This is a genomic window from Thauera sp. ZXT1-4, from assembly GCF_052598215.2.
This window is the reverse complement of the sequence record NZ_JBQWSN020000003.1, coordinates 64,996-89,045: the sequence shown is the minus strand read 5'-3', so window position 1 is coordinate 89,045 and position 24,050 is coordinate 64,996. Positions and strand designations below refer to the sequence as shown.

The 24,050-nt window shown below is 66.5% G+C and carries 28 protein-coding genes; 14 read left to right on the top strand and 14 right to left on the bottom strand.

Annotated elements, in window-relative coordinates; translation table 11 throughout:
* Positions 1-29 precede the first annotated feature (29 nt).
* The 3 genes from trmB to thiS form a co-directional block, all read right to left on the bottom strand.
* The gene (gene trmB, locus ACUH78_RS03805) at positions 30-836 is read right to left on the bottom strand and encodes a tRNA (guanosine(46)-N7)-methyltransferase TrmB (RefSeq protein WP_418364042.1); all 807 of its coding nucleotides are present in this window, start codon (positions 834-836) and stop codon (positions 30-32) included.
* Entirely contained in the window at positions 833-1,618 is a 786-nt protein-coding gene (locus tag ACUH78_RS03800) for a thiazole synthase (protein WP_418364043.1), read from the bottom strand. The genes trmB and ACUH78_RS03800 overlap by 4 nt, the downstream gene beginning before the upstream one ends.
* 124 nt (positions 1,619-1,742) lie before the next feature.
* Positions 1,743-1,946: a sulfur carrier protein ThiS gene (gene thiS / locus ACUH78_RS03795; protein ID WP_418364044.1), complete on the bottom strand. Its 204-nt coding sequence runs from the start codon at positions 1,944-1,946 to the stop codon at positions 1,743-1,745.
* A gap of 194 nt (positions 1,947-2,140) precedes the next feature.
* Here thiS and metX point away from each other — a divergent pair, with 194 nt between their 5' ends.
* Entirely contained in the window at positions 2,141-3,268 is a 1,128-nt protein-coding gene (gene metX / locus ACUH78_RS03790) for a homoserine O-succinyltransferase MetX (RefSeq protein ID WP_445332754.1), read from the top strand.
* A gap of 80 nt (positions 3,269-3,348) precedes the next feature.
* Positions 3,349-3,936: a methionine biosynthesis protein MetW gene (gene metW / locus ACUH78_RS03785; RefSeq protein WP_418364046.1), complete on the top strand. Its 588-nt coding sequence runs from the start codon at positions 3,349-3,351 to the stop codon at positions 3,934-3,936.
* Between the two features lie 57 nt (positions 3,937-3,993).
* On the opposite strand, the gene ACUH78_RS03780 is transcribed toward metW, so the two are convergent.
* Complete coding sequence (locus ACUH78_RS03780) at positions 3,994-4,311, bottom strand: hypothetical protein (RefSeq protein WP_418364047.1); 318 nt, start codon at positions 4,309-4,311, stop codon at positions 3,994-3,996.
* A 154-nt stretch (positions 4,312-4,465) separates the two neighbouring features.
* Between ACUH78_RS03780 and ACUH78_RS03775 the strand changes: the two genes are divergently transcribed.
* The 4 genes from ACUH78_RS03775 to ACUH78_RS03760 all read left to right on the top strand — a co-directional run bounded on the left by ACUH78_RS03775 (position 4,466) and on the right by ACUH78_RS03760 (position 7,697).
* A complete protein-coding gene (locus ACUH78_RS03775; protein WP_435750099.1) occupies positions 4,466-5,752 on the top strand; it encodes an AmpG family muropeptide MFS transporter in 1,287 nt (428 codons plus the stop codon).
* Positions 5,753-5,844: 92 nt separating this feature from the next.
* Entirely contained in the window at positions 5,845-6,648 is an 804-nt protein-coding gene (locus ACUH78_RS03770; RefSeq protein WP_445332753.1) for an AzlC family ABC transporter permease, read from the top strand.
* On the top strand, positions 6,648-6,971 hold the full coding sequence (locus ACUH78_RS03765; RefSeq protein ID WP_445332827.1) for a branched-chain amino acid transport AzlD family protein: 324 nt from the start codon (positions 6,648-6,650) through the stop codon (positions 6,969-6,971). The genes ACUH78_RS03770 and ACUH78_RS03765 overlap by 1 nt, the downstream gene beginning before the upstream one ends.
* 3 nt (positions 6,972-6,974) lie before the next feature.
* Entirely contained in the window at positions 6,975-7,697 is a 723-nt protein-coding gene (locus tag ACUH78_RS03760) for a single-strand selective monofunctional uracil-DNA glycosylase (protein WP_445332752.1), read from the top strand.
* Between the two features lie 12 nt (positions 7,698-7,709).
* On the opposite strand, the gene ACUH78_RS03755 is transcribed toward ACUH78_RS03760, so the two are convergent.
* A complete protein-coding gene (locus tag ACUH78_RS03755) occupies positions 7,710-8,630 on the bottom strand; it encodes a LysR family transcriptional regulator (RefSeq protein WP_445332751.1) in 921 nt (306 codons plus the stop codon).
* A 167-nt stretch (positions 8,631-8,797) separates the two neighbouring features.
* Here ACUH78_RS03755 and ACUH78_RS03750 point away from each other — a divergent pair, with 167 nt between their 5' ends.
* The 8 genes from ACUH78_RS03750 to ACUH78_RS03715 all read left to right on the top strand — a co-directional run bounded on the left by ACUH78_RS03750 (position 8,798) and on the right by ACUH78_RS03715 (position 15,989).
* Positions 8,798-9,838 carry a cupin domain-containing protein gene (locus tag ACUH78_RS03750; protein ID WP_445332750.1) on the top strand — a complete coding sequence of 347 codons (1,041 nt, stop codon included), beginning with the start codon at positions 8,798-8,800 and terminating at the stop codon, positions 9,836-9,838.
* 32 nt (positions 9,839-9,870) lie between these two features.
* Positions 9,871-10,581 carry a fumarylacetoacetate hydrolase family protein gene (locus tag ACUH78_RS03745; RefSeq protein ID WP_445332749.1) on the top strand — a complete coding sequence of 237 codons (711 nt, stop codon included), beginning with the start codon at positions 9,871-9,873 and terminating at the stop codon, positions 10,579-10,581.
* A gap of 60 nt (positions 10,582-10,641) precedes the next feature.
* Positions 10,642-11,835 carry a 3-hydroxybenzoate 6-monooxygenase gene (locus ACUH78_RS03740; protein ID WP_445332748.1) on the top strand — a complete coding sequence of 398 codons (1,194 nt, stop codon included), beginning with the start codon at positions 10,642-10,644 and terminating at the stop codon, positions 11,833-11,835.
* Positions 11,836-11,843: 8 nt separating this feature from the next.
* On the top strand, positions 11,844-12,482 hold the full coding sequence (maiA, locus tag ACUH78_RS03735; RefSeq protein ID WP_445332747.1) for a maleylacetoacetate isomerase: 639 nt from the start codon (positions 11,844-11,846) through the stop codon (positions 12,480-12,482).
* A gap of 55 nt (positions 12,483-12,537) precedes the next feature.
* On the top strand, positions 12,538-13,518 hold the full coding sequence (locus ACUH78_RS03730; protein ID WP_445332746.1) for a TRAP transporter substrate-binding protein: 981 nt from the start codon (positions 12,538-12,540) through the stop codon (positions 13,516-13,518).
* 101 nt (positions 13,519-13,619) lie between these two features.
* Positions 13,620-14,120, top strand: coding sequence for a TRAP transporter small permease (locus ACUH78_RS03725; protein ID WP_435750104.1), 501 nt, complete (start codon positions 13,620-13,622; stop codon positions 14,118-14,120).
* Complete coding sequence (locus tag ACUH78_RS03720; protein ID WP_435750105.1) at positions 14,117-15,394, top strand: TRAP transporter large permease; 1,278 nt, start codon at positions 14,117-14,119, stop codon at positions 15,392-15,394. The genes ACUH78_RS03725 and ACUH78_RS03720 overlap by 4 nt, the downstream gene beginning before the upstream one ends.
* 52 nt (positions 15,395-15,446) lie before the next feature.
* Positions 15,447-15,989 carry a hemerythrin domain-containing protein gene (locus ACUH78_RS03715; protein WP_435750106.1) on the top strand — a complete coding sequence of 181 codons (543 nt, stop codon included), beginning with the start codon at positions 15,447-15,449 and terminating at the stop codon, positions 15,987-15,989.
* Between the two features lie 53 nt (positions 15,990-16,042).
* Here the strand turns inward: ACUH78_RS03715 and ACUH78_RS03710 are convergent, their stop codons facing one another.
* The 9 genes from ACUH78_RS03710 to ACUH78_RS03670 form a co-directional block, all read right to left on the bottom strand.
* Positions 16,043-16,768 carry an ABC transporter ATP-binding protein gene (locus ACUH78_RS03710; RefSeq protein WP_445332745.1) on the bottom strand — a complete coding sequence of 242 codons (726 nt, stop codon included), beginning with the start codon at positions 16,766-16,768 and terminating at the stop codon, positions 16,043-16,045.
* 1 nt (position 16,769) lies between these two features.
* Entirely contained in the window at positions 16,770-17,981 is a 1,212-nt protein-coding gene (locus ACUH78_RS03705) for an ABC transporter permease (RefSeq protein WP_445332744.1), read from the bottom strand.
* Positions 17,978-19,177, bottom strand: a complete 1,200-nt coding sequence (locus tag ACUH78_RS03700; protein WP_445332743.1) for an efflux RND transporter periplasmic adaptor subunit — start codon at positions 19,175-19,177, stop codon at positions 17,978-17,980. The genes ACUH78_RS03705 and ACUH78_RS03700 overlap by 4 nt, the downstream gene beginning before the upstream one ends.
* Entirely contained in the window at positions 19,174-19,776 is a 603-nt protein-coding gene (locus ACUH78_RS03695; RefSeq protein WP_445332742.1) for a TetR/AcrR family transcriptional regulator, read from the bottom strand. Before ACUH78_RS03695 ends, ACUH78_RS03700 begins: the two co-directional genes overlap by 4 nt.
* Before the next feature lie 85 nt (positions 19,777-19,861).
* Positions 19,862-21,244 (bottom strand): sensor histidine kinase, encoded by a 1,383-nt coding sequence (locus tag ACUH78_RS03690; protein ID WP_445332741.1) that lies wholly within the window; start codon positions 21,242-21,244, stop codon positions 19,862-19,864.
* A gap of 5 nt (positions 21,245-21,249) precedes the next feature.
* A complete protein-coding gene (locus tag ACUH78_RS03685) occupies positions 21,250-21,912 on the bottom strand; it encodes a response regulator transcription factor (protein WP_418364066.1) in 663 nt (220 codons plus the stop codon).
* Positions 21,912-22,274, bottom strand: coding sequence for a PepSY domain-containing protein (locus ACUH78_RS03680; protein ID WP_418364067.1), 363 nt, complete (start codon positions 22,272-22,274; stop codon positions 21,912-21,914). The genes ACUH78_RS03685 and ACUH78_RS03680 overlap by 1 nt, the downstream gene beginning before the upstream one ends.
* A 15-nt stretch (positions 22,275-22,289) precedes the next feature.
* Positions 22,290-22,757: a hypothetical protein gene (locus ACUH78_RS03675; protein ID WP_445332740.1), complete on the bottom strand. Its 468-nt coding sequence runs from the start codon at positions 22,755-22,757 to the stop codon at positions 22,290-22,292.
* 126 nt (positions 22,758-22,883) lie between these two features.
* Positions 22,884-23,873 (bottom strand): YcjF family protein, encoded by a 990-nt coding sequence (locus tag ACUH78_RS03670; protein ID WP_445332739.1) that lies wholly within the window; start codon positions 23,871-23,873, stop codon positions 22,884-22,886.
* Positions 23,874-24,050 lie beyond the last annotated feature (177 nt).

Sequence of the window (24,050 nt, the reverse complement as noted above, 5' to 3'; positions counted from 1 at the left end):
CGGCGGTTTCCTCGTCGGTCAGGCGGTGGTCAATCGGTACGGCGGCGGAACACCAGGTCCCAGACACCGTGTCCGAGCCTGAGACCGCGGTTTTCGAATTTCGTCAGCGGGCGGTAGTCCGGGCGCGGCGCAAAACCGTCAGCGGTATTCTGCAGCAGTGGCTCGGCGGAGATCACTTCGAGCATCCAGTGCGCGTAGTCCTCCCAGTCGGTGGCGCAGTGGAAGTATCCGCCCGGGGCGAGTTTCTGTGCGACGAGGGCGACGAAGTCGGGCTGGACGATGCGACGCTTGAAGTGGCGCTTCTTGCGCCAAGGGTCGGGGAAGAACAGATGTACGCCGGCCAGGGCACCGTCGGCAACCATGTCGCGCATCACCTCGACGGCATCGTGCTGCATGATGCGCAGATTGGACAGATTGCCCTCGGCGATCAGCTTGCACAGCGCACCCACGCCGGGGGTATGCACTTCGATGCCGAGGAAGTCCTTCTCGGGCATTGCAGCAGCGATCCGCGCCGTGGTCTCACCCATACCGAAACCGATCTCGAGGATCTTCGGTGCTTCGCGACCGAACGCGACGTCGAGGTCGAGCGGCGCGACACGGTAGTCGATGCCGACGCTGGGCAGCACTTCATCCAGAGAACGCTGCTGAGCCTCGGACATGCGCCCCTGGCGCAGCACGAAGCTGCGGATGCTGCGGCTGGAGAAGCGGTGCTCAGGGCTGTCGCGACCGATGATCTCGGCCTGCGAGCTGACTTCGGCAGACACCGGCACGCCTGCTCCGCCCGCCCGTTCCCGAACCTCTGGCGCGGCCATGGCTTCGTTGCGAACCTTGGTCATGAACCGATCAGCCCCTGGGTCGGCGAGCTCGGGTCGGCCGAATAGAACTTGCGCGGCATGCGCCCGGCGAGGAAGGCTTCGCGGCCGGCCTCAACCGCCTTGCGCATCGCGCCCGCCATCAGGACCGGCTTGCCGGCGGCGGCGATCGCAGTGTTCATCAGCACGCCGTCACAGCCCAGCTCCATCGCGATCGCAGCGTCCGAGGCAGTGCCCACGCCGGCATCGACCAGCACCGGCACCTTGGCGTTATCGATGATGAGGCGCAGGTTCCACGGGTTGAGGATGCCCATGCCGGAGCCAATCAGCGAAGCCAGCGGCATGATCGCGCAGCAGCCGATCTCCTCCAGCATCTTCGCCTGGATGGGGTCGTCCGCGCAGTACACCATGACATCGAAGCCATCCTTCACGAGAGTCTCTGCGGCCTTGAGCGTCTCGGGCATGTTGGGGAACAGGCTCTTGGGGTCGCCGAGCACTTCGAGCTTGACCAGCGGGTGACCATCAAGGAGTTCGCGCGCCAGGCGCAGCGTGCGAACCGCATCGTCGGCGGTGTAGCAGCCGGCGGTGTTGGGCAGGATGGTGAATTTCTCCGGTGGCAACACGTCGAGCAGGTTGGGCTCGCCCGGGTTCTGGCCAATATTGGTGCGGCGGATGGCGACAGTGACGATCTCGGCGCCGCTGGCGTCGATGGCTTCGCGTGTCTCGGCGAAATCCTTGTACTTGCCGGTGCCGACGAGCAGGCGCGAGCTATAGGCCTTACCGGCGATGACCAGGGGGTCGTTCATGTTGGGAACCTGTTGTGCGGGGTTGTCTGGAAGGAAGGTGCGTCAGGGGGGCGACCCTGCGGGAACGGATTTGGCGGGAGCGGGCGATCCCGCTTCCACCATACCCGCATCCACCGAGATGGCTTCAGCCGCCGCCGACTGCGACGACGATTTCGAGTCGATCGCCATCGGCGAGTTTCACGTCGGCATGGCGGGCCTTGGGCACGATCTCGCCGTTACGCTCGACCGCGAGCCGTTTGCCGACGAGGCCACGCGCCTCGAGCAGCGCAAGCACGGTGAAATCGGGTGCCAGCGTCTCGGGCTGGCCGTTGAGAATGACCTGGATCATGGCGTTCGGGGCTGTCCGTAGGCGAAAAATCTTATCATGCCGTGGGTTTGACTTTTGCCCGGCGCGGCGCTAACTTCCTGCCACCTAGCGCCGATTTGATCAACAGCTTGCGGGCGCTCAACAAATACGGCTAAAGCGAGGGCACCCAGTCCGCGTTTGTAGCCGACTGGGTTTTTTGTTTGCAGATGACGAAATTGATCCCACCCCAATCGGTCGGCGTCGTCGCGCCGCAGCGGGCCGAGTTCACCGAGCCGCTCGCGCTGCGTAGCGGGGGTACGCTGGACAAATACCATCTCGTCTACGAGACCTACGGAACGCTCAACGCCGATGGCAGCAACGCGGTGCTCGTCTGCCACGCGCTGTCGGGCTCGCACCACGTCGCCGGCACCTACGCCGACGCGCCGCACAACGTCGGCTGGTGGGACAACCTGATCGGCCCGGGCAAGCCGCTGGATACGCGCAAGTTCTTCGTGATCGGGGTGAACAACCTCGGCGGCTGCTACGGCTCCTCCGGACCCAACCAGATCAACCCCACCACCGGCACGCTGTGGGGGGCGGACTTCCCCTTCGTGACCGTGGAAGACTGGGTGGAGTCGCAGGCGCGCCTGGCTGATCGCCTCGGCATCCAGCGCTTCGCCGCGGTGGTGGGCGGCTCGCTTGGCGGCATGCAGGCGATGTCGTGGGCGCTGCAGTTTCCCGAGCGCGTGGGCCACGTCGCGGTGATTGCCGCCGCGCCCAAACTCACCGCGCAGAACATCGCCTTCAACGAGGTCGCCCGCCAGGCCATCCTCACCGACCCCGAGTTCCACGGCGGCCACTACTACGCGCACGGCGTGGTGCCGGCGCGCGGGCTCAAGCTGGCGCGCATGGTGGGGCATATCACCTATCTGTCCGACGACTCGATGGCGGAGAAATTCGGTCGCAGCCTGCGTCATGGGCGCAACACCTACAGCTACGACGTCGAGTTCGAGATCGAGTCCTACCTGCGCTATCAGGGCGACAAGTTCGCCGGCTACTTCGACGCCAACACCTACCTGCTGACCACCAAGGCGCTCGACTACTTCGACCCTGCCTTCGAGTACGGCGGCAACCTCGCCGCCGCCCTGGCGCGTGCCACGGCGGACTTCCTCGTGGTGTCCTTCACCACCGACTGGCGCTTCTCGCCCGAGCGCTCACGCGAGATCGTCTACGCGCTGCTGCACAACACGCGCAACGTCAGCTACGCGGAGATCGACTGTCCGGCCGGACACGACTCCTTCCTGCTCGACGAGACCCGCTACCACAAGCTGCTGTCGGCCTGGTTCGACCGCATCGAGGTTTGAATGACAACCCCCACGCTCACTGCGTTCACGGCCCCCCGAGGGGGCGCCAGTACGCTTGAGACGGCTCGGCGCATACTGACATGACCTCCTACCGCTACGACTATGAAGTGATCACCCAGTGGATCGAGCCCGGCGAAAAGGTGCTCGACCTCGGCTGCGGCGACGGCGATCTGCTGCGCCACCTGATGCAAGTGCGCCAGGTGCAGGGCTACGGCGTCGAAAACGACCCCGACAAGCTGCTGGGCAGCGTGAAGAACGGCGTGAACGTGATCCAGATGGACCTCGAGAAGGGCCTGGTGGGCCTGGAGGACGGCTTCTTCGACCACGTGATCATGAGCCTGTCGCTGCAGGCCATGCACAACACCCAGGGCATCCTGCACGAGATGCTGCGCGTGGGCCGCGAGGCCGTGGTGAGCTTTCCCAACTTTGGCTACTGGCGCCACCGCCAGAGCATCCTCAACGGCCGCATGCCGGTGTCGGAGAGCCTGCCCCACCAGTGGTTCAACACCCCCAACGTGCGCTTCTTCACCATCGCCGACTTCGACGCGCTGTGCGAGATGAATGGCATCGCAGTGCACGAACGCCTCGCCTTCGACGAGGGCAAGCTGGTGCTGGACGAGCCGAACTTCCTCGCCAGCGTCGCGGTGTATCGTCTGGGAAGAGCCTGAAACCGGCCTGGGTGCGGGCCGGCAGGCGAGCCCGGGGGGACACCCCCGGGCATGGCGTCAGCCGACGACGAAGGACGAGACGTCCACGCGCACGGCCGGGCGCTCGAGCGCTGCAGCAGTCACGATAGCGAATTTCTTCGCCCATTCAGCGCCCTGCTCGAAGCGACTCTCGCCGCCGTATTTGGCGACGTTGAGGATCATGTCGAGCACCAGTACCTTGCCCATCGGGTTGGAAGGCGAGCACTCGAGCTCATCGAACTCTTTCGCGAGCCAGCTACGCGCCTGCTCCTTGGTGGTCGAGGCAACCTCGGCGTCGTGCAACGCGAACTCGTACTCGCGGTCACCGCCGAATACCACGGTCACGGTGTAGGACATGGAAAACAACCTCCTCGATTGGGGGATCTTTGCTTTGCCCGCATTGTTGGCGCAGAGCGCAGCGGATGCAAGCAAAGTATCGAATTGTGTAAACGGAAGGGGGTGGCGATGATCTGCGATAATGCGCGGCTCCGCAACGCCCCGGCCCCGCATCTTGTCCTCGCCCTCCGCAGCCCCCCGGACGCCCGCCTGGCTCGCCGCCCTGCTCAACCGGCGGATGCTGATCTGCATCTTCACCGGCTTCGCATCCGGCCTCCCGCTGTACCTGCTGCTCAACCTGGTGCCGGCCTGGCTCAAGACCGAGGGCCTATCGCTGAAGGCGATCGGCGCCTTCGCGCTGATCCAGTTCCCCTACACCTGGAAGTTCCTGTGGGCGCCGCTGCTCGACCGCTACGGCATTCTCCCCTGGCTGGGGCGAAGGCGAAGCTGGATGTTCGTGTCGCAGCTCGGCCTGCTGGCGGCGATCGCCTGGCTGGGGCAGGTGTCGCCAGTCGATCACCTGCCGATGGTGGTGGGCCTGACCGCGACGATCGCGCTGCTGTCGGCCACGCAGGACATCGCGCTCGACGCCTTCCGCCGCGAGATCCTGCCCGACGCCGAGCTGGGGCTGGGGAATGCGATTCATGTGAATGCATACCGGATCGCGGGGCTGGTGCCGGGGTCGCTGTCCCTGATCCTGGCGGACCACCTCCCATGGGCGCAGGTCTTTCTCATTACTGCGGCGTTCATGATCCCCGGCCTGGCGATGACACTGCTGGTGAAGGAGCCGCTCGCCGATGCCGGCACGCCGCGCACCCTGCGCGACGCGGTGGTCGAGCCCTTTCGCGAGTTCTTCGGCCGCCACGGCGTGCAGTCGGCGCTGCTGGTGCTGGCTTTTCTGTTCTTCTACAAGCTGGGCGACTCGCTGTGCACCGCGCTCGCCACACCCTTCTACCTCGACATGGGCTACAGCAAGACCGAGATCGGCGTGATCGCGAAGAACGCCGGTCTGTGGCCGATGGTGATCGGTGGCATCCTGGGCGGCATCTGGATGCTCAAGCTCGGCATCAACCGCGCGCTGTGGATCTTTGGTGTGGTGCAGTTCGTCACCATCCTCGGCTTCGTGTGGATGGCCTGGCTGGGCCCGGGGGATTCGACTCCGGCACGGCTCGTGGTGCTCGCTACCGTGATCGCCGGCGAAGCAGTGGGTGCAGGACTGGGCACCACCGCCTTCGTCGCCTTCATGGCGCGCACCACCCACCCGGCCTACACCGCTACCCAGCTCGCGCTGTTCACCAGCCTGATGGCGGTGCCGCGCACCTTCATCAACGCAACCGCGGGCTGGCTGGTAGAGGCGCTGGGATGGACCAACTTCTTCTGGCTGTGCTTCGTGCTCGCGGTGCCGGGCATGGTGCTGCTGCTCAAGGTCGCGCCGTGGAACGGGGAGCGTACCCAGACATGAGGCACGCACGCCTGCCCGCCATCGCCGGGAGGGCGCGCACGCCGCACGCTCGCTCAGCGGGCGTCGGCCAGACAGGACGGGCGCGTTGACCGATGCGCAATAGTCCAAGACTGACGGAGTTCCTCGCCGGCTGTCGCGACGAATCACCGCTGCTGCTCGGCGTCGCACCCTTCGGCATGATCTACGGCATCGCCGCGCTCGCCGCGGGTGTGCCCGCCTGGCTGGCACAGCTCGCCTCGGCCATCGTCTTTGCCGGCGCGGCGCAACTGGTGATCGTACAGATGCTCGCTGCCGGGGCCGGCTTCATGCCGATCGCACTGACTTCGGGCCTGCTCAACCTGCGCCACGTGCTCTACAGCGCCTCGATGGCCGAGTACGTGAGCCACCTGCCGCGACGCTGGCGACTGCTGCTGGCCTACGTGCTGACCGACGAGGCCTACGCGGTGGCGGTGCTGCGCTACCAGCGGCGCGGGCCGGAGCCCGCTGCCGCCCAGGCCGGAAACCCTGACGAAGCGCCCCCATCCGCGGCAAGCACGGCATGCAGCGCCAGCGATGCGGCCATCGGGGCTCGAGCGCCTGCCGAAGACCTGCGCCACTGGTACTTTCTCGGCGCCGGCTTCACGCTGTGGGCAGGCTGGCAGTTGTCCACCGCGGTCGGCCTGCTGTTCGGCGCCACCATCCCACCCGAGTGGGAGCTGGATTTCGCCGTCCCGCTGACCTTCATCGCGTTGCTAACCCTGCTCTTGCGCGAGCGTGCGGGCCAGGCCGCAGCACTGGCCGCGGGGCTCGGTGCGCTGGTCTTCGCCGCCCTGCCCTACAAGCTCGGCCTGGTCGCAGCGATCCTGCTCGGCCTGGCCGCAGGCGCGTGGACCGTGCACCGCCTGGAGCGCGCATGATGAGCACGACAAGCCTCGTTCTGCTGCTGGTGCTGGTCGGGGTGCTGACCTACCTGTACCGCTACGCAATGATCGGCCTCTTTGCCAGCCGCAGCCTGCCCGGATGGCTGCATGCGCTGTGTCGCCACATCGCACCGGCGAGCTTCGCCGCACTGACCGCGAGCGGGCTCTTCGTCGCCGGCGGGGAAGTGGTGTTCGCCTTCGACACGCCACGCCCCTGGGCCGCGCTGGTCGCGGTGCTGGTGGCCTGGCGCACACGCAGCGTGCTGGCCACCATCGCTGCCGGCATGGCGGCGCTCTACCTCTTCAAGCTGCTGTTCTGACCGATGACCACACAAACCCTGATCGACGCCGCCCGCACACTCTCCGATGCAGTCGATGCACTGCCCTTTGCGCCTCCCGTCACCCACGTCTACAACCCGCTCGACTACGCCTGGAACGTGCACCGCCGCTATCTGGAACGCTACGGTGCGGGGCACAAGCGGGTGGTCTTCATCGGCATGAACCCCGGCCCCTTCGGCATGGCGCAGATCGGCGTCCCCTTCGGCGAGATCGCCAGCGCACGCGACTGGCTGGGGCTCGAGGGTCCAGTCGGGCAGCCGCGCATCACCAACCCGAAGCGCCCCGTGGAAGGCTTCGCCTGCGCCCGCTCCGAGGTCAGCGGCCAGCGCCTGTGGGGCCTGTTCCGCGCCCGCTTCGGCACTCCCGAAGCCTTCTTCGCAGAGCATTTCGTGGCCAACTACTGTCCGCTGGTGTTCTTCGAGGATGGCCGCAACCTCACCCCCGACAAGCTGCCGGTCGCCGAGCAGCGCCCCTTGCTTGCCGCCTGCGACACCCACCTGCGTACCCTGATCGGGGCCCTGCAGCCCGAGTGGGTGATCGGCATCGGCAACTGGGCAGAAAAGCGTGCCACCGAAGCGCTCGCGGACCTGCCCGGACTGAAGTTCGGCCGCGTGCTGCACCCCAGCCCTGCCAGCCCCACCGCCAACCGTGGCTGGGCCGAGGCGGCAACGAAGCAGCTGCTGGGGCTGCAGGTCTGGAAGGACTGAAGGCGCCGCCGCTCAAGCGGCCGGTGATACCTGGCCGCCGGCTTCGGACATCAGGCTGGCAATCAGGCCTCTAAGCCAACGGTTGCCTGGGTCGTGGTGAAAGCGCTCGTGCCAGTGCTGCTTCACCGTGTACTCCGGCAGCGTAAAGGGTACCGGCAGGATGCTGAAATCACCCCGCCCGCGCAACAATTCGCCCAAGCGGCGCGGCACCGTCATCAGAAGGTCGGTGCGCTCCACCACGAATGCGGCACCGAGAAAGTTGGGGATGTCGAGCACGATGCGCCGCTTGATACCCTGACGGGCGATCTCCTGCTCGATGATCTGATGCCCAGTTCCGGTTGCACGGAAGGCGGCATGCCCCTCCGCCTCGAACTGCGCCAGCGTGAGTCCGCCCCGGATGCGTGGGTGATCCGCGCTGGCCAGGCAGACGTAGTGCTGACGGAACAGCGCCTGCTGGTAGAAGCCCGCCTCAAGACCGGGGATGAAGCCCACTGCCAGATCGGCCTCCCCCGACTCCAGCTGGCGGCCCGCGCTGTCGTCCAGCGAGGCGATATCGATACTGACCCCTGGCGCAGCCGCGCGTAGCGCCCCCCACAGCCTCGGCAGCAGGACGAGGTGCGTGATGTCGGTCATGCAGATGCGAAAGCGCCGCGCTGAAGTCGCAGGGTCAAACACGCTGCGGCGCCCGAACGCGCCCTCGAGCGCATCGAGTGCATGACGGATCGGCTGAACCAGCTCCTCCGCCAGGGGCGTCGGCGCCATGCCTCCAGAGGTCCGCACGAACAGGGGATCCGAAAAATGCTCGCGCAACTTGCCCAACGCCACGCTGACCGCAGGTTGGCCGATCTCGAGCAGTTCGGCCGCACGACTCACGCTGCAGGTCTTGTAGACCGCATCGAAGATCTGCAGCAGACGCTGGTCGGGATTGCCCATCGGCACACCTCTATTCGAAATCCGAATTAACTCTATTCTCCGGCCTGCGTAGACGCAATATTTATCGCCCTATAAATTGGCTCTCACCACAACACGTCGTCACTTGCTTTGATCTAACGCAAAAGCTTTGATCGAGGGGCGACGAGTCCAGAACGGAGGAGTCAGAAATGCAGGAACTCGGTCGTCTCGATGATCTACCGCTCGCCTACCGCGAGTCTCTCGAAGCGCAGAATCTTGTGCCCTTGTGGCCCAGCCTGCGTTCGGTGCTCCCTCCGGGCACGCCCGCACGGCGCACGCAGGCCGTCAAATGGTCGTACGCGGCGCTGCGCCCGCTGCTGATCCAGGCTGGCGAGCTCACGCCGATCGAGAAAGCCGAGCGCCGCGTGCTGGTGCTCTCCAACCCCGGTCACGGCCTCGAAAAGATGCAGGCCAGCGCCGCGATCTATCTCGGCATGCAATTGCTGCTGCCCGGCGAGTGGGCGCCTGCGCACAAGCACACCCCGAACGCAGTGCGCATGATCGTCGAAGGGGAAGGTGCCTACACCACGGTCGACGGCGAGAAGTGCCCGATGCACCGCGGCGACCTGATCCTGACCCCGACCGGCCTGTGGCACGAACACGGCCATGACGGTGAGGATCCGGTCGTATGGCTCGACGTGCTCGATCTGCCGCTGGTGTATTACACGGAAACCTCCTACGCAACCGAAGGCCAGGAACAGGCCGTCACGGGCACGCGCCTGGAGCGCAACTACGCTCGTGGCGGCGTCGTGCCGTCGCCCGTGTTTACCCGCGGTAGCGCCCGCACCTACCCAATGCTGCGTTACCCGTGGGCCGACGCCCGCAGCGCGCTGCTGAACCTTGCCGAAGCGCAGCCCGACGTGGAGGCAGTCCAGGTCGCATACGTCAATCCCGAGAGTGGCAACGACTGCCAGAACATCCTCGGTTTCTCGGCCCTGATGCTGCGCCCGGGCGAAACCCTGCCGCTCCCGGCGCGGTCGCCTGCGATGGTGTTCCATGTCATCGAGGGAGGCGCCGAAGTCTGTGCGGACGACAAGACATTCTCCCTTGCCCCCGCGGACACCTGCTGCACGCCGGGCTATGTGCCGGTCACCCTGAAGAATCCGTCCCCGTCCGAACCCGCCTTCATCTTCATCGCCGACGAAAGCCCGCTGCACAAGAAGCTCGGCGTCTACGAAGTTCGCGCCTGACCCCCGACCCCAACAGACCCAGAGAACAAACGATGTCCGACAATCAATACCTCTTCCCGCCCGCCCCCATCTACTCCCTGCCGGTACGCGGCATCGAGCCACGGTATCCGGTCAAGCGCATCTTCTGCGTCGGCCGCAACTACCACGCGCACGCCGTCGAGATGGGCCGTCCGGTCGACAAATCCACCGCACAGCCGTTCTACTTCACCAAGGCCGCTTCGACCCTGGTCGAATCCGGCGCCACCGTGCCCTACCCGACCGGAACCTCAAATTACCACTACGAGATGGAACTGGTCGTTGCCATCGGCGCACCGGGCTTCCGCGTCGCCAAAGCCGACGCTGAGCGCCTGATCTACGGTTACGCCGCCGGCCTCGACATGACCCGCCGCGACCTGCAGCTGATCGCCCGCGAACAGGGCCGCCCCTGGGATCTGGGCAAGGACTTCGAGCTCTCCGCCGTATGCACGGAGATCGTGCCGATCGGCGACCTGGGCATCCTCGACACCGGCACGATCCACCTGCAGGTGAATGGAGAGACCCGGCAGTCCGCCGACCTGTCACAGCTGATCTGGAGCATCCCCGAACTGATCGCCGACCTGTCGAAGTTCTACCACCTCGAGCCCGGCGACCTGATCTTCACCGGCACGCCAGAAGGCGTGGGCGCAGTCAAGAGTGGCGACCGCATCACCGGCCATGTCGACAGGGTCGGCGACATCGAACTGACGATCGGCGCCGCCGAATAAGGCCCGCGTGGCGGGGCAGCAAACGCTCCGCCGCCACCCATCGAGCAGGAGGAGACATTCATGACTGAAAAACTACCCGTAATCGTCGCCGGCGGCGGCATTGGCGGCTTGGCTGCCGCGCTCGCACTGGTGCGCCAGGGATTCAACGTTCTAGTTCTGGAGCAGGCCGACGAGATCGGCGAAATCGGCGCTGGCATCCAGTTGGGGCCCAATGCCTTTCACGCCTTCGACGCACTCGGCGTCGGCGAGAAGGCGCGCGGCCGCGCCGTGTATACCGACGAAATGGTGATGCATGATGCGCTCGACGAAAAGCTGATCGGCCGTATCGCCACCGGCGAGGCCTTTCGCAAGCGCTTCGGCAACCCTTATGCAGTCATCCACCGGGTCGACGTGCACCTGTCCCTGCTCGAGGGCGCGCAGGAAACCGGGCGCGTCGAGTTCCGCACCTCGACCCGCGTCGAACGCATCGAACAAGATGCCAGCAGCGTCACGGTGCACGACCAGCACGGCAACATATTCCGCGGCATCGCGCTGATCGGAGCCGACGGGGTGAAGTCGGTGGTTCGCGCGCAGTATGTGAATGACCCGGCACGCGTGACCGGCCACGTGGTCTACCGCGCCGTGGTCGACAGGCAGGACTTCCCGGCGGATCTGCAGTGGAACGCGGCGAGCCTGTGGGCCGGGCCGAACTGCCACCTCGTGCACTACCCGCTGCGCGGCGGCGAGCAATACAACGTCGTGGTGACCTTCCACAGCCGCCAGCAGGAGGAATGGGGCGTCACCGAAGGCAGCCGCGAGGAAGTGCAGAGCTACTTCCAGGGCATCTGTGCCAAGGCCCGCCAGTTGATCGACCTGCCCAAGACCTGGAAGCGCTGGGCGACCGCCGACCGCGAACCGATCAGCCAATGGACTTTCGGCCGGGTCACGCTGCTGGGCGACGCGGCACACCCGACCACACAGTACATGGCGCAGGGCGCCTGCATGGCGCTGGAGGACGCGGTGACACTCGGCGAAGCGCTCCGGATGCATGACAACGACTTCGAGAAGGCTTTCGACCTCTACCAGCGCTCGCGCATTGCCCGTACCGCACGCATCGTTCTGTCGTCGCGCGAGATGGGCCGCCTGTATCACGCCAAGGGTGTCGAGCGCCTGGTGCGCAACGACCTGTGGAAGGGCCGTAGCCAGGAGCGCTTCTACGATGCCATGGAATGGCTGTACGGGTGGAACGTCACCAACTGCCTGAGCAAGGATTGAGCCGCCCCATGGAACTGCACAATTTCTTCCGCAGCGGCACCTCGCACCGGCTGCGCATCGCATTGAACCTGAAGGGCATCGACTACGCCTACGTGCCAGTCGACCTCCGCACCGAGGAGCACCTCGGCACGGCCTTCCGGGCGCTGAACCCGCAGGCTCTTGTGCCTGCGCTCACCGACGGCGAGATGATCCTGACCCAGACTCCGGCGATCATCGAGTGGCTCGAGGAGCGCTATCCGGACCCGGCGCTGCTGCCGGCGAACACCGAGGACCGTGCGCGCGTGCGCGCGCTGGCTGCGATCGTGGGTTGCGACATCCACCCGATCAACAACCGCCGCATCCTGGAGTACCTGCGCAAGACGCTGCACTGCGACGAAGCGGCCGTGCTCGCATGGTGCAATACCTGGATCCGGGCCGGCTTCGACGCGCTGGAGGCGATGCTGTCGGCCGACGACAAGCGCGGCGACTTCTGCTTCGGCAATGTGCCCACGATCGCAGACGTGTATCTGATCCCCCAGATTGAAAGCGCCCGCCGCTTCAACGTCGATCTGAGCGCATACCCGAACATCGTCGCGATCGACCGCGCATGCAGCGAGCTCGATGCGTTCCGCCGCGCGACCCCCGCCGCACAACCGGATGCGAAGTGAATCGGCCATCCGGACGGATTCAGAACACATATACAGCCCCCCGAGGAGACACCCAATGAAATCCCAGTGCAAGAAACTCACCCGCGGCCTGATCACCGGCCTCGTGCTGTCGGTCGCCGCCGTCGGCGCCCATGCTCAATCGCTCAAGCTCGGCCACATCACCCCGCCGACCCACGTCTGGCACCAGGTGGGCGAGAAGATTTCGGCCGATCTCGCCGCTGCCACGGGCCGCAAGATGAAGCTCGCGGTCAGTCCGCTGCAGAAGCTCGGCAACGAAGCGCAGATGATCAACCTGATGCAGGCAGGCGCGCAGCAGTTCGGCATCTTCACCGTCGGCGGGCTATCCAACCGCGAAGAGTCCTTCCTCGCCTGGTCGCTGCCCTATGTGTTCCAGGACGTTGCCCACGCCACCCGCGCCGCGAACACGCCTGCAGCGAAGGAGATGCTCAAGCGCCTCGAGGCACACGGGCTGGTCGGTCTGGGCTATGCGTTCGCCGGCATGCGCCACGTGCTCTCGCTCCAGCCGGTCGCCTCCGCCGCAGATCTCGCCAACAAGAAGATCCGCTCCTTCCCGAGCCCGGTGTACAACGACTGGTGGAACGCAAACGGCGCGGCCCCCACCGCCCTGCCGCTGTCCGAAGTCGCGCCATCGCTGACGACCAAGCTGCTCGATGCCGTGGATATCGACCTCGATGCCCTCGTCGGCCTCAAGTTCCATCAGCAGGCGCCCAACCTGACCCTGACCCGCCACATGGCCTTCCCGTCGGTGATCGTGGTATCCAAGAAGTGGTGGGACAGTCGCAGCCAGGCGGATCGCGATCTCATCCTCAAGGTCGTGGCCGACGCCGAGCAATGGGGCTACCAGACCGCAATCGATGCTGACGAGAGCAATCTCGCGAAGGCCAAGGCGGATGGTGCGATGATCATCGAGGCGGACATCGGCTCCTTCCAGGCCGTGGCAGAGAAGGTCCGCGCGCAGTACATCGCCAGAAACCCGCTCATTGCCGACTTCTACGGGCAGGCGAAGGGCCTCTGACCGCACTGCCTGACGCACGCGCGCCAGATCCGTGATGTACGGTGCGGAGCGGGCCCGCCGGGCACGCTCCGCACGATCGCACCCCCTCGGGAGTTCTCGCGATGTATGCCCAGATACAGAAAATCGACCGCAGCCTGGCCACGATCGAGCGCTGGCTTGTGATCGCGCTCACCGGCGGAATCGCCTGCGTCATGACCACGCAGGTGTTCATGCGCTATTTCCTCAGCGCCCCGCTGTTCTGGGCCGAGGAAATCTCGGTCCAGCTGCTCGTGTTCGCGACGCTGTTCGGCCTCTCGCTGCTCGTGCATCACAGCCAGCTCGTTTCCATCGACTTTCTGCCGCAGGCCCTGCCCGAGCGCATGCGCCACCTGCTGCTTGCGCTCGCCGGCGTGGTGATGCTGGGCCTGTTCGCATTCCTGTGCTGGCTAGGCGTGGAGTGGGTGAGCCGCCCGGACGTGCGCATGGAGTTGGGCGCCACAACCCAGCTGCCGCGCTGGTACAACTATTCCGTGCTACCTGCCGCGATGGCAACGATGACCTTGCATCAGTTCGCCGCAGTCCTGCGTGAGACGCGTGCAGCCTTCACCGGAGCCGCCAGATGACCACCCTGATCGTCTTCTTCATCCTGCTTTTCGCAGGCGTGCCCATCGTCGGCACGATCCTGATCTCGGCGGTGGTCTTCATGGCGACCAGCGACCTTGCCGTGCTGTTCGATTCGATCCCGATCCAGCTCTATGGCGCGCTCGAGATCAACAGCCTGCTCGCCATCCCGCTCTTCCTGCTCGTGGGCGAGATCATGAACAGGGCCGGTCTTACCCAGCGCCTGATCGCCGTAGCCGAAGTGCTGGTCGGGCGCCTCAAGGGCGGCCTGGCGTACGCCAACCTGTTCACGAACGCCATGGCCGCATCGATTCTCGGCTCCGCAGTCGCCCAGATCGGCGTGATGAGCAAGGTCATGATCCCGGCGATGGAACGCCTGGGCTACGACCGCGCATTCTCCGGCGCCGTCACCGTTTCGGCGGGCCTGCTCGGTCCCATCATCCCGCCCTCCATGCTGATGATCATCTACGGTGTGGTTGCGGTGCAGCCGATCGCGCCGCTGTTCATCGCCGGAATCGTGCCCGGCATGCTCCTGATCGCAGGGCTTGCATTCGTCATCCTGATGTTCGGCTTCTTCGGGCCCGGCCTGCCTGCTGGCGAACGCAGCGGAAGGGCGGCCTCGATACGGATCCTCGTCGAGGGTCTGGTACCAGGACTGATTCCGCTGGTGGTGATCGGCGGCATCATGGCCGGCGTGATGACACCGACAGAATCCGGTGCGGTGGCTGCTGTCATGGCACTCACCCTTGGCCTGTTCTACCGCGAGATCAAGGTGGGGGACCTCGGCAAGATCCTGCTCGACGTCGGCGTCAACACCGCAACCATCACCGGCCTGATCGCCGCAGCTTCGGTACTAAGCTGGGTACTCGCCTTCCAGGGCGTGCCGGACATGGTCGTCGAATTCATGCAGGGCCTGACCGATTCACCCTTCGTGTTCCTGCTGCTGGTGATTGCGCTGATGATGCTGCTCGGCATGTTCCTCGAGAGCATCAGCGTGCTGATCGTGGTCGTCCCCTTGCTGATGCCGGTGGTGACCAGCCTGGGTATCGACCCCATCCATTTCGGTGTGGTGTGCACGGTGGCCACGGTGATCGGTCTCGTGACGCCCCCGGTCGGCCCCGGCCTTTACATCGCCATGGTGCAGGCCGACATCCGCATGGGTCCCTTGTTCAAGGCGACCGCCCCCTTCCTTCTGGTCGTGCTGCTGGTTCTGGTGCTGATCGCGGCCGTGCCGGAGATCTCGACCTGGCTGCCGAACCTGATGACGCGCAACTGACCGGCCAGGCACGGCTGGCCACCACGACCCGACGAACTCTGGGGAGACCCACATGACCACCCCGTCCGACGCTGCAAACAAGCAACCGATCAACGAATTCGCCGAATGCCATTCCGGAATTCTCAAGAAACTGGACATGCTGGGCGAACTGCCCGCACTGCTCGATGCCGCATCGCGCGCACGCGAGATCGCAGCCAGGGCACTGGAGTTCTTTCGCGAAGCCATCTTCGAGCACCACCAGGACGAGGAGCGCGAACTGTTCCCGGCCGTGCTGGCAAGCGCCGAAAAGGGCGCGGAATACGATCAGGTGAAGGCGCTCGCAAAGCGCCTCACCGACGAGCACCGCGAGCTGGAAGCGAGCTGGAAACGCCTCGAGCCGGAGCTCAAGCGTGTCGCCAAGGGTCAGGACAGCCGCCTGGAGATCGCCGAGGTGGAACGCCTGGTCGCACGCTACAAGGCCCACGCGGAACTGGAGGAGAACGAGTTCCTCCCGCTGTCCAAGACCATTCTGGGGCGCAATTCACATCACATGGCGGCCCTCGGCCTCTCACTGCACATGCGCCACGCGCCCAAGCGACCAGCCACCTACATCTAGCGCACAGCGTCGTCCACGAGCCGCCACAAGCGTCGTCACGCGCAAACGAACCATCACTCGACCGACCGTCCCTCGCCCGTCTCCTCGTGCGTGCGCCCGTCCCGGATGTGATAGATGCGGCGGAAGGTGGGGATGATCTTCTCGTCGTGGGTGACGACGACGATGGCGGTGTCGTACTCGCGCGCCATGCGGTTGAGGATGCGGATCACGCTCAAGGCGCGTTCGCTATCGAGCGGCGCGGTCGGCTCGTCGGCCAGGATCACCGGCGGGCGGCTCACCAGGGCGCGGGCAATCGCTACGCGCTGTTGCTCCCCTCCGGAGAGTTGCGAGGGCATGGCGCGAGCGCGATGGCCGACGTCCAGCGCCTCGAGCAGCTCCACCGCACGCCGCCGTGCCTCGGCGTTCGGCCGCCCGGCCAACATCGGCAGCAGGGCAACGTTGTCGGTTACGTCGAGGAAGGGGATCAGGTACGGCGCCTGGAACACGAAGCCGATGCGATCGCGGCGCAGCGCGCGCAGATCGCCGATCTTCCAGCCGTCGTCGTAGATCGTCTCCTCGCCCAGCGTCATGCGTCCCGCCGTGGGCTCGATCACCGCACCCAGGCATTTGAGCAGGGTGCTCTTGCCGGACCCCGACGGCCCGATCAGGCCGACCACCTCACCGGGCGCGACCGCCATGTCGACCTGCCGGAGTGCATCCACCGCAGTGTCGCCGCTGCCGTAGCGCTTTCGCAAGCCTTCGATGCGGATCCCCCGCGCGGCCTGGATATCCTGTTTCATGTCAGCCTCCGATCGCCTCGGCCGGATCCACCCGCAATGCGGCCCGGATCGCAAGCACGCTGGCGAGCACGCAGATCACCACCACCGCGACCAGCGCGCGCACCGTGTCGCCGGTCTCGAGCAGCACATGCTTGGGAAACGCCGGTGCCCAGAAGGTCGCCGCGATCTTGCCGACCACGAAACCGATCAGGCCCAAGCCCACGGCCTGCTGCAGGATCATGGCGGCAATCGTGCGATTGCGCGTGCCGATGAGCTTGAGCACCGCGATCTCGCGGATCTTGCCGAGCGTGAGCGTGTAGATGATGAAGGCCACGATCGCCGCGCTGACGACCGCCAGGATCACGAGGAACATCGCGATCTGACGCGCCGAGGTTGCGATCAGCTTCGCGATGAGGATCTCTTCCATCTGCGCCCGCGTATAGACCGTAAGCCGCTGCCAGCGCCGGATCGGCTCGGCAACGCGCTCGGGCAAGTGGCCGGGCGCCAACTGCACCAGCACTGCGTTCACGTAGGGATTCGTGCTTTGCGAGTCGATCACCGCGTCGAGCAGGCCGGGCACGCCTGGGCGGTTGAGCGCCGGATTCTGTTCGGTGCGCGCCCGCTGGCGCACGATGGCGTCATTGTCCTTGAGGAATTGCGCCTCCTGCGCGTCCTTGAGCGGAATGAAGACCATCGGGTCGCCCCCCGAGGACACCATGCGCCGGGTGAGCCCCACCACCGTGTAGTCGTTGCGGCGGATACGGATGGTGTCGCCGAGCGCGAAACCGGTCGCGACATCGGCCACCGCCTCGTAATGGCTGCGCGTGATATGACGCCCTGCAACCAGATGCACCGGCTGCCCCGGATGGCCGGGGCCGTCGGGGGTGACGCCCACCACCATGGCGCGCACGTCGCGCGCACTCGGCCCGGTCAGCCGCACCTGCATGGTGAGGTAGGTGATGTTGGCCACCCGCGCCACCCCTTCCATGGCGGCGATGCTGCGCCAGACGTCGTCCTGCACGCTGGAAGATTCGGCATAGGGGCCGAGCGTGTCCTGCTGTACCACCCAGAGATCCGCCCCGCTGTTGTCGAGCAGCACCCGGGCGTCGTCGACCATGCCGCGATAGACACCGGCCATGGTCAAGGTGACGCCGATGAGCAGGCCCAGGCCGATGCCGGTGAACACGAACTTGCCCCAGCCCTGCAGGATGTCGCGTCCGGCGAGGCTGATCATGACGCGAGCCCCGGAATGCGTTCGACAACCTCGATGCGTGTGCCTGCAGCAAGCGCCTTCTGGCTGTAGACCACCACACGCTCACCGCCCGACAAGCCCTCGAGCACCTGTACCCGGCCATCGAGATCGCTGCGGCCGAGGCGAACGGGCGCGAACTGCAGCACCCCCGCATCATTCACCGTCCACACCCCCAGCCTGCCGTCCACGCGATGCACCGACGCGTTCGACACGACCGGGCGCTCGGGGAGCGGCGGCAGCGACACGGTAAGTTCGGCGAGCTCGCCCAGCGGCGGCAACGGCGTGGGAAGACGCTCGAAGCCGATGCGGGCGAGCACCTCTTCGGTCACCGCATCGGCCATCGGCTCGACACGAGCGACCGTGCCCGGCAATGCTTCATCGGCACGCGAGCGCAGCACGATGCTCGCCGGCAGCGTGGCGGCGAGGCCGCTCGCGCGTTGCTGGTCGAAACGCGCACTGATCCACACCTGATCGGGCTCCACCACTTCCACCACCGCCTGGCCTGCAACCACGGTGGTACCTGGGTCCGCCTCGCGACGCACCACGAGACCGGCAACCGGCGCGAGCAGGCGCAAATTGGCGCGCTGCGTGCGCAGCGCATCGCGCTCGGCACGCAGGCGGTCGAGCTCGTGCTTGGCTGCATCCAGCCCGGCCTGCGCCGCCTGATGGCCGGCACGGGTGGCATCCGCCTCCTGGCGCTTGGCCGCCGCAGCCTCGCGGCTGACGCTGCTCGACTCGAGCAGCCGCGCATAGCGGGTCGCCTGCGCTTCGGCGAAGGTCTTGCGTGCCGCCGCCTCGCGCAACTGCGCTTCGGCGCTCAACACCCCGGCCTGCGCCCGGCGCAGCGCCGCCTCCTGGGCAAGCAGGCGCTCGTCCAGATCAACCGGGTCCATCTCGCCCAGCACCTGTCCGGCGCTGACCATATCACCGGGCTGCACCGCCACCGTGCGCAGGCGGCCCGCGAAGGTCGGCCCGATGCGGTGCGTGAAGCGCGCCTCCACCGTACCGATGCCGAACAGGGCCGGCGCCAGGGGCTGCGCATCCACTTTCGCCACCGTGACCGGCACCGCGGCGAGCGGCCCCGCGCGCAGCGCCACGAAGGCCAGCAGCGCGATCAGCGGCACCAGCACCGCGAGCAGCCCGAGCAAGCGGGCGTGGCTGGAGAACCAGTTCTTCATGATCCGCTCCGGATGGCGCGCAGATAGAGTTCGAGCACCGCCGGCGCCTGGCGGTCGATGTGCCCATGGTCATCGGCGAGCAGCGACTGCATCACCAGCCCCTGGATGGTGCCCACGAAGAGCGTGGCAGCCGCATCGAGGTCGATACCGTGCGCCACCTCGCCCGCCTGCTGTCCCGCCTCAAGCAGTGCGCGCACACGCTCACCGTAGCGCCGGATCAAGGCCTGCGCCATGCGCTTGGGCGCACTCGCCTGGGCACGCTGCAATTCGCCGAACATCATGCGCGGCACACCCGGGTGCTCAATCACGAAGCCGACATGGGCGAGGAACATCGCACGCAGCGCCGCAAGCGGGCCGGGCGCCTGCTCGACAGCACGTTCGATACGCGCCATCAGCCGATCGGCCACCCATTCCATCACCGAGGTCCACAGCGCCTCCTTGGTGGGGAAGTGGCGGAACAGGGCGCCCTGGGTGAGCTGCATGCGCTCGGCGATCGCGGCGGTGGTGATCTCGCTGGGGTTCTGTTCCGCGGCGAGCTCAATCACGGTTTCGACCGTCATGCTACGGCGCTCGTCTGCAGGAAGGTGTCGGGAGCTCATGGGCGGTACTCGGCATCGGGTTCGTAGTGAGTGAGCATTTACTCACTTTTGGAGCCGGTATGCAAGTGGCCTCGACACTCCTGTGTCACATCGGGGTGGGAAGGTGCAGCACCGCACGCGCCCCACCCGCCGGCGAGCGCTCCAGATGAACCTCGCCCCCGTAGAGTTGAGCGAGGTCACGCACGATCGAAAGCCCCAGGCCGAAGCCGGGGATGTGCTCATCGGCTCGCACGCCACGCGCGAACACGGCCTCACGGACCGCTTCGGCCAGACCCGGGCCGTCGTCATCGATGCATATCCGCAACTGCCCCCGGTCCTCATCCGCGCTGATCTCGACCCGGTGTGCTGCCCACTTGGAGGCGTTGTCGATGAGGTTGCCGAGCATCTCCTGCAGGTCCTGGGCCTCACCGCGGAAGGCGAGTGACGCATCGCAGCGGGAAAGCCCTATCTCCAGGCCCCGCTCGGCATGGACCTTCGCCATCAGGCGCAACAGACCTTCGAGTACCGGACGCAAGGGCGTGCGCTGGCCGGTGGCCCCGACCGCAGCCGCGGCGCGCGCACGCGCGAGGTGGTGGTCGACCTGGGTGCGGGCCAGCGCGACCTGTTCGGCCACCAGGCGCGCGAGCGCCGTATCACCGCGCTCATGCGCCGATGACGTGGCGGCGTTGGCGAGCACCGTGAGTGGCGTCCTGACCGCATGGGCGAGGTTGCCGGCCTGGGTGCGGGCGCGCTCGACCACCTCGGCATTGCGTGCGAGCACGGCATTGAACTCCTCAACCAAGGGCTGGACCTCGGCCGGGAAGCTGCCCTGGAGGGCCGCACTACGCCCTGCACGCACCGCGGCCAGGCCGTCGCGCAGGCGCACCAGCGGACGCAGGCCGACCCGTACCTGCACCAGCGCCGCAAGCACGAGCCCGCCCGCAAGCACACCGAGAGCAATCGCAAGCAGGCGATTGAAGCGCGCCACGGGTTCCTCCACGAGGGCGGCGTTTGCCGCGACGATGACGCGCAGCGTCATCTCGGGCTGCTCCGCTGGGTACAGCACCTGCTCGATCAAGCGCAAGGGCTCGCCATCCGGCCCCTCGATCCGGTGCGAATGAAACACCCCTGCGGCAGGCAGGTCCTGCGGTACGGAAAGGACGACGTCCCACAACGACCGCGAACGCAGCACAGCCTGCCGTGACTCGGGCACTAGCACATCCACCTGCCAGTACAGGCCGGAAGAGGGACGCACGAAGCGCGGGTCGCTGAGCGGGGTCCGCAACGCCGGGCGCCCTTCGGCGTCGATCATGAGCTGCGCAGCAAGCTGTGCCAGGTGCATGCGCAACTCAACCCGAAACTGGCGGTCGACATGCTCATCGAACAGCCGCCCCAATGCCCAGCCTGCCACGACGACGGTGAGCAACACCCACACCAGCGTGCCTGCAAGCAGGCGCAAACGCAGAGAGCCAGCTGCCGCGGACGACACGCCCCTCACTCCGGCACCGCGATGCGATAGCCAAGCCCGCGCACGGTCTCGATCAGGCCGAGCGGCAGCTTCTTGCGAAGGCGGGCCACGAACACCTCTATCGTATTGGAATCGCGGTCGTAATCCTGCGCGTAGATGTGCTCGGTGAGCTCGGTGCGCGAGACGACCTCACCCGCGTGGTGCATCAAATAGGCGAGCACGCGGAATTCGTGGCTGGTCAGGCTCAAGGGCTGGCCCTCGACGGCGACACGTCCGCTGCGCGTATCGAGCACCAGGGGGCCGCACCGGATCTCGGCGCTCGCCTGACCCACCGCACGACGGATCAGCGCGCGGATACGGGCAAGCAACTCTTCCATGTGAAAGGGCTTGGTAAGGTAATCGTCCGCACCGGCATCGATGCCCGCCACCTTCTCGGCCCAGTCACCACGAGCGGTGAGGATCAGCACGGGCATCGTGCGCCCTTCCGCGCGCCAGCGCTTGAGCACCGTGAGCCCGTCGATCACAGGCAGTCCCAGATCGAGGACGATGGCGTCGTAGTGCTCGGCCTCGCCCATGTAGGCCGCTTCGCGTCCGTCAGCCGCCCTGTCGACCGCATAGCCAGCCAACACCAGCGCGGTGGAGAGCTGCACGGCCAACGTGGGTTCGTCTTCGACGACCAGGATGCGCATCAGTCGTCGTTCCGGTTTCTGTCACCCGGGCGCACGTCGCGTCCACGTACCCCCAAGACCCGCCCATCACGCGCATCGAGCTCGAGTTCGAGCACATCACCGGATTTGCGCAGCAGCTTGATCTCGTAGGCCCAGACGCCTTCCTCACGATCGAGCTCGACCTCAAGGATCTCGCCCGGATAAGCGCCCTCAACCCGCTCGAGCACGGCGCGCAGCGGCATCACCTCGCCCGCTTCGAAGGCCTGGCGGGCGCGCTCATGGTCATCATCGCCCGCATACAGCGCACCCCACGGCAGAAGCGCCGCGAAGGCGGCCGCGCACGTCCCGTGCAGGGCTCGGCTGCGTACCCACGGATGCGGCATCAGCGGCGTCCGTGTTCAGCGGCTGCGACCCGGCCCCATCGGCCCTCTGCCATCCCCGGGACCAGCGCCCTGACGAGGTCCCATGCCCTGCCCCGGCCCCATGCCTCGGCCAGGGCCGACACCTGCTCCGGCACCCGGATCAACGCCTTGCGCTGCGGCCCGACCCGGCCCGCGCGCGGGGCCCTGCGGGCCGCCACGCCCGGGCCCCATTCCGGCGCCGACCGCGGGCGGCACTTCCGGCAGGCTCACACCGCGCTCTGCGGCACGGGCACGCATCTGTTCGTGGTGCTCGGCACGGATCGCTGCGCGCTCCTCGTCACTCTGCGCCGCCCACATGCGCCCGCGATACACGGTGCGCTCCTGCTCGGTCATCAGCTGGCTACCGAACATCGCCTCGGGCACTGGCTCGGCAGCCAGCACACTCGAACCCGAAGCCAGCAGGGTTACGAGCAGCACGGACAATCCAATGGTTCTTCTGAGCATGATCCACTCCTGCATGAATCGCTACACGTCACGATCACGGCGGCCGTGAAGCCACCCGCGATCACCTGCCTCGAATATAGCCCTCCGCATCTGAACAGGACATGAACGGATCGAGCACAGGCCGCGCTATCGTCCACGCAGCTCGGCGGTCAGCTGCCCGAGGTCCAGCGTGCGCGCGCGCTGTGCGATCTCGGGCGCGTAGCGCGCCTGCAGCGACCGCGCCTGTGCGTACACGTCGGCGAAGGACTGCTTGAGCCCTGCTGCGTCCAGGGTTCGCCCGCCAGCGTAGTATTGCCTCGCCACCTTGCCGATCGCCCAGGTGGTCGCGAAGGAGAACGCAGAACCGGTCGCCTGGCTACCGATCGCGCGCCCTGCACCACCCAGCACCTTGCCGAGCAGGCCGCCGATGAGCTTGCGGCCGAACTGCTCGACGTACTGCCCGGTCATGCCGACGCCAATGGTGGCAAGAAAGTCCTTGATATGGCCGCGATCGAGTTCCTGACCGTGCGCCTGCCCGATCCGGTACACGAGCCGGACCTGCAGCGGAATGATCGCCATTGAGGCCATGGATTGCGGCAGCAGTTCCAGCGCGCCATTGAGGATGGCGGCGTTGAGGATCATGCGGTCCAGTTTGGCCTCGTCGGGCGCGTCGGCAGCGGCGACGCGTGGTCCGGCTCCTTCAGCGTCGGGCCTGACCTGCAGGTCGAAGCCGGGCAGCTCGATCAACGCCCCGGTTTCGGGCGCCTCGGCCACCGCCTCGGCCTCGTGGATGAAAGCCTCGGCGCTGCCGGCCGCCAGTCCAAGCGCCGCGGACAGGCGGCCAAGGAAAGCGGTTTCCTCTGCACTGTGGCGGCCATCCGCCTCGCACACACCCACCGCAAGTTCGAACGCGAGCTGCCGCAACCCCGGTTCGTCCAGCTCGGCCACGACATCTTCCAAACTCACGCGGCCAAGCAGCACCGCCTGATACAAGGGAATGAAATCAATCTCGATGTCACGACCGAGCGACTCTGCCACCTTGCGTACATGTTCGCGTTCACCCGTGTCCTGGCGACCATCAGCAAAGGCCGCCATCAGGCAGATGGCGACGAGGGAACGGGCGTGTCGGATGTTCATGCGTAGGCTCCTGGGTGACGTGTTCTGGAAAGGGGTCGGGGTGGGGGTGGGGGTGGGGGTCAGCACTTTCGTGCATTCAGCGACCAATGTGAAGCATCGTTATCGGTCATGGACCGGGCCAGGTGCAGATCCGTTCCGGCACCACGGATCCGGCACGGCTGGCTGGCAAGACCACAG

Coding starts and splice junctions, on each gene's coding strand:
- ACUH78_RS03725 (WP_435750104.1), top strand. CDS start 13,620: ATGTATGCCCAGATACAGAAAATCGACCGCAGCCTGGCCACGATCGAG.
- ACUH78_RS03710 (WP_445332745.1), bottom strand. CDS start 16,768: ATGAAACAGGATATCCAGGCCGCGCGGGGGATCCGCATCGAAGGCTTG.
- ACUH78_RS03675 (WP_445332740.1), bottom strand. CDS start 22,757: ATGCTCAGAAGAACCATTGGATTGTCCGTGCTGCTCGTAACCCTGCTG.
- ACUH78_RS03740 (WP_445332748.1), top strand. CDS start 10,642: ATGACTGAAAAACTACCCGTAATCGTCGCCGGCGGCGGCATTGGCGGC.
- ACUH78_RS03695 (WP_445332742.1), bottom strand. CDS start 19,776: ATGAGCTCCCGACACCTTCCTGCAGACGAGCGCCGTAGCATGACGGTC.
- ACUH78_RS03765 (WP_445332827.1), top strand. CDS start 6,648: ATGAGCACGACAAGCCTCGTTCTGCTGCTGGTGCTGGTCGGGGTGCTG.
- ACUH78_RS03800 (WP_418364043.1), bottom strand. CDS start 1,618: ATGAACGACCCCCTGGTCATCGCCGGTAAGGCCTATAGCTCGCGCCTG.
- ACUH78_RS03680 (WP_418364067.1), bottom strand. CDS start 22,274: ATGCCGCATCCGTGGGTACGCAGCCGAGCCCTGCACGGGACGTGCGCG.
- ACUH78_RS03730 (WP_445332746.1), top strand. CDS start 12,538: ATGAAATCCCAGTGCAAGAAACTCACCCGCGGCCTGATCACCGGCCTC.
- thiS (WP_418364044.1), bottom strand. CDS start 1,946: ATGATCCAGGTCATTCTCAACGGCCAGCCCGAGACGCTGGCACCCGAT.
- ACUH78_RS03670 (WP_445332739.1), bottom strand. CDS start 23,873: ATGAACATCCGACACGCCCGTTCCCTCGTCGCCATCTGCCTGATGGCG.
- maiA (WP_445332747.1), top strand. CDS start 11,844: ATGGAACTGCACAATTTCTTCCGCAGCGGCACCTCGCACCGGCTGCGC.
- ACUH78_RS03755 (WP_445332751.1), bottom strand. CDS start 8,630: ATGGGCAATCCCGACCAGCGTCTGCTGCAGATCTTCGATGCGGTCTAC.
- ACUH78_RS03760 (WP_445332752.1), top strand. CDS start 6,975: ATGACCACACAAACCCTGATCGACGCCGCCCGCACACTCTCCGATGCA.
- ACUH78_RS03685 (WP_418364066.1), bottom strand. CDS start 21,912: ATGCGCATCCTGGTCGTCGAAGACGAACCCACGTTGGCCGTGCAGCTC.
- ACUH78_RS03715 (WP_435750106.1), top strand. CDS start 15,447: ATGACCACCCCGTCCGACGCTGCAAACAAGCAACCGATCAACGAATTC.
- metW (WP_418364046.1), top strand. CDS start 3,349: ATGACCTCCTACCGCTACGACTATGAAGTGATCACCCAGTGGATCGAG.
- ACUH78_RS03700 (WP_445332743.1), bottom strand. CDS start 19,177: ATGAAGAACTGGTTCTCCAGCCACGCCCGCTTGCTCGGGCTGCTCGCG.
- ACUH78_RS03770 (WP_445332753.1), top strand. CDS start 5,845: ATGCGCAATAGTCCAAGACTGACGGAGTTCCTCGCCGGCTGTCGCGAC.
- ACUH78_RS03705 (WP_445332744.1), bottom strand. CDS start 17,981: ATGATCAGCCTCGCCGGACGCGACATCCTGCAGGGCTGGGGCAAGTTC.
- trmB (WP_418364042.1), bottom strand. CDS start 836: ATGACCAAGGTTCGCAACGAAGCCATGGCCGCGCCAGAGGTTCGGGAA.
- ACUH78_RS03750 (WP_445332750.1), top strand. CDS start 8,798: ATGCAGGAACTCGGTCGTCTCGATGATCTACCGCTCGCCTACCGCGAG.
- ACUH78_RS03780 (WP_418364047.1), bottom strand. CDS start 4,311: ATGTCCTACACCGTGACCGTGGTATTCGGCGGTGACCGCGAGTACGAG.
- ACUH78_RS03720 (WP_435750105.1), top strand. CDS start 14,117: ATGACCACCCTGATCGTCTTCTTCATCCTGCTTTTCGCAGGCGTGCCC.
- ACUH78_RS03745 (WP_445332749.1), top strand. CDS start 9,871: ATGTCCGACAATCAATACCTCTTCCCGCCCGCCCCCATCTACTCCCTG.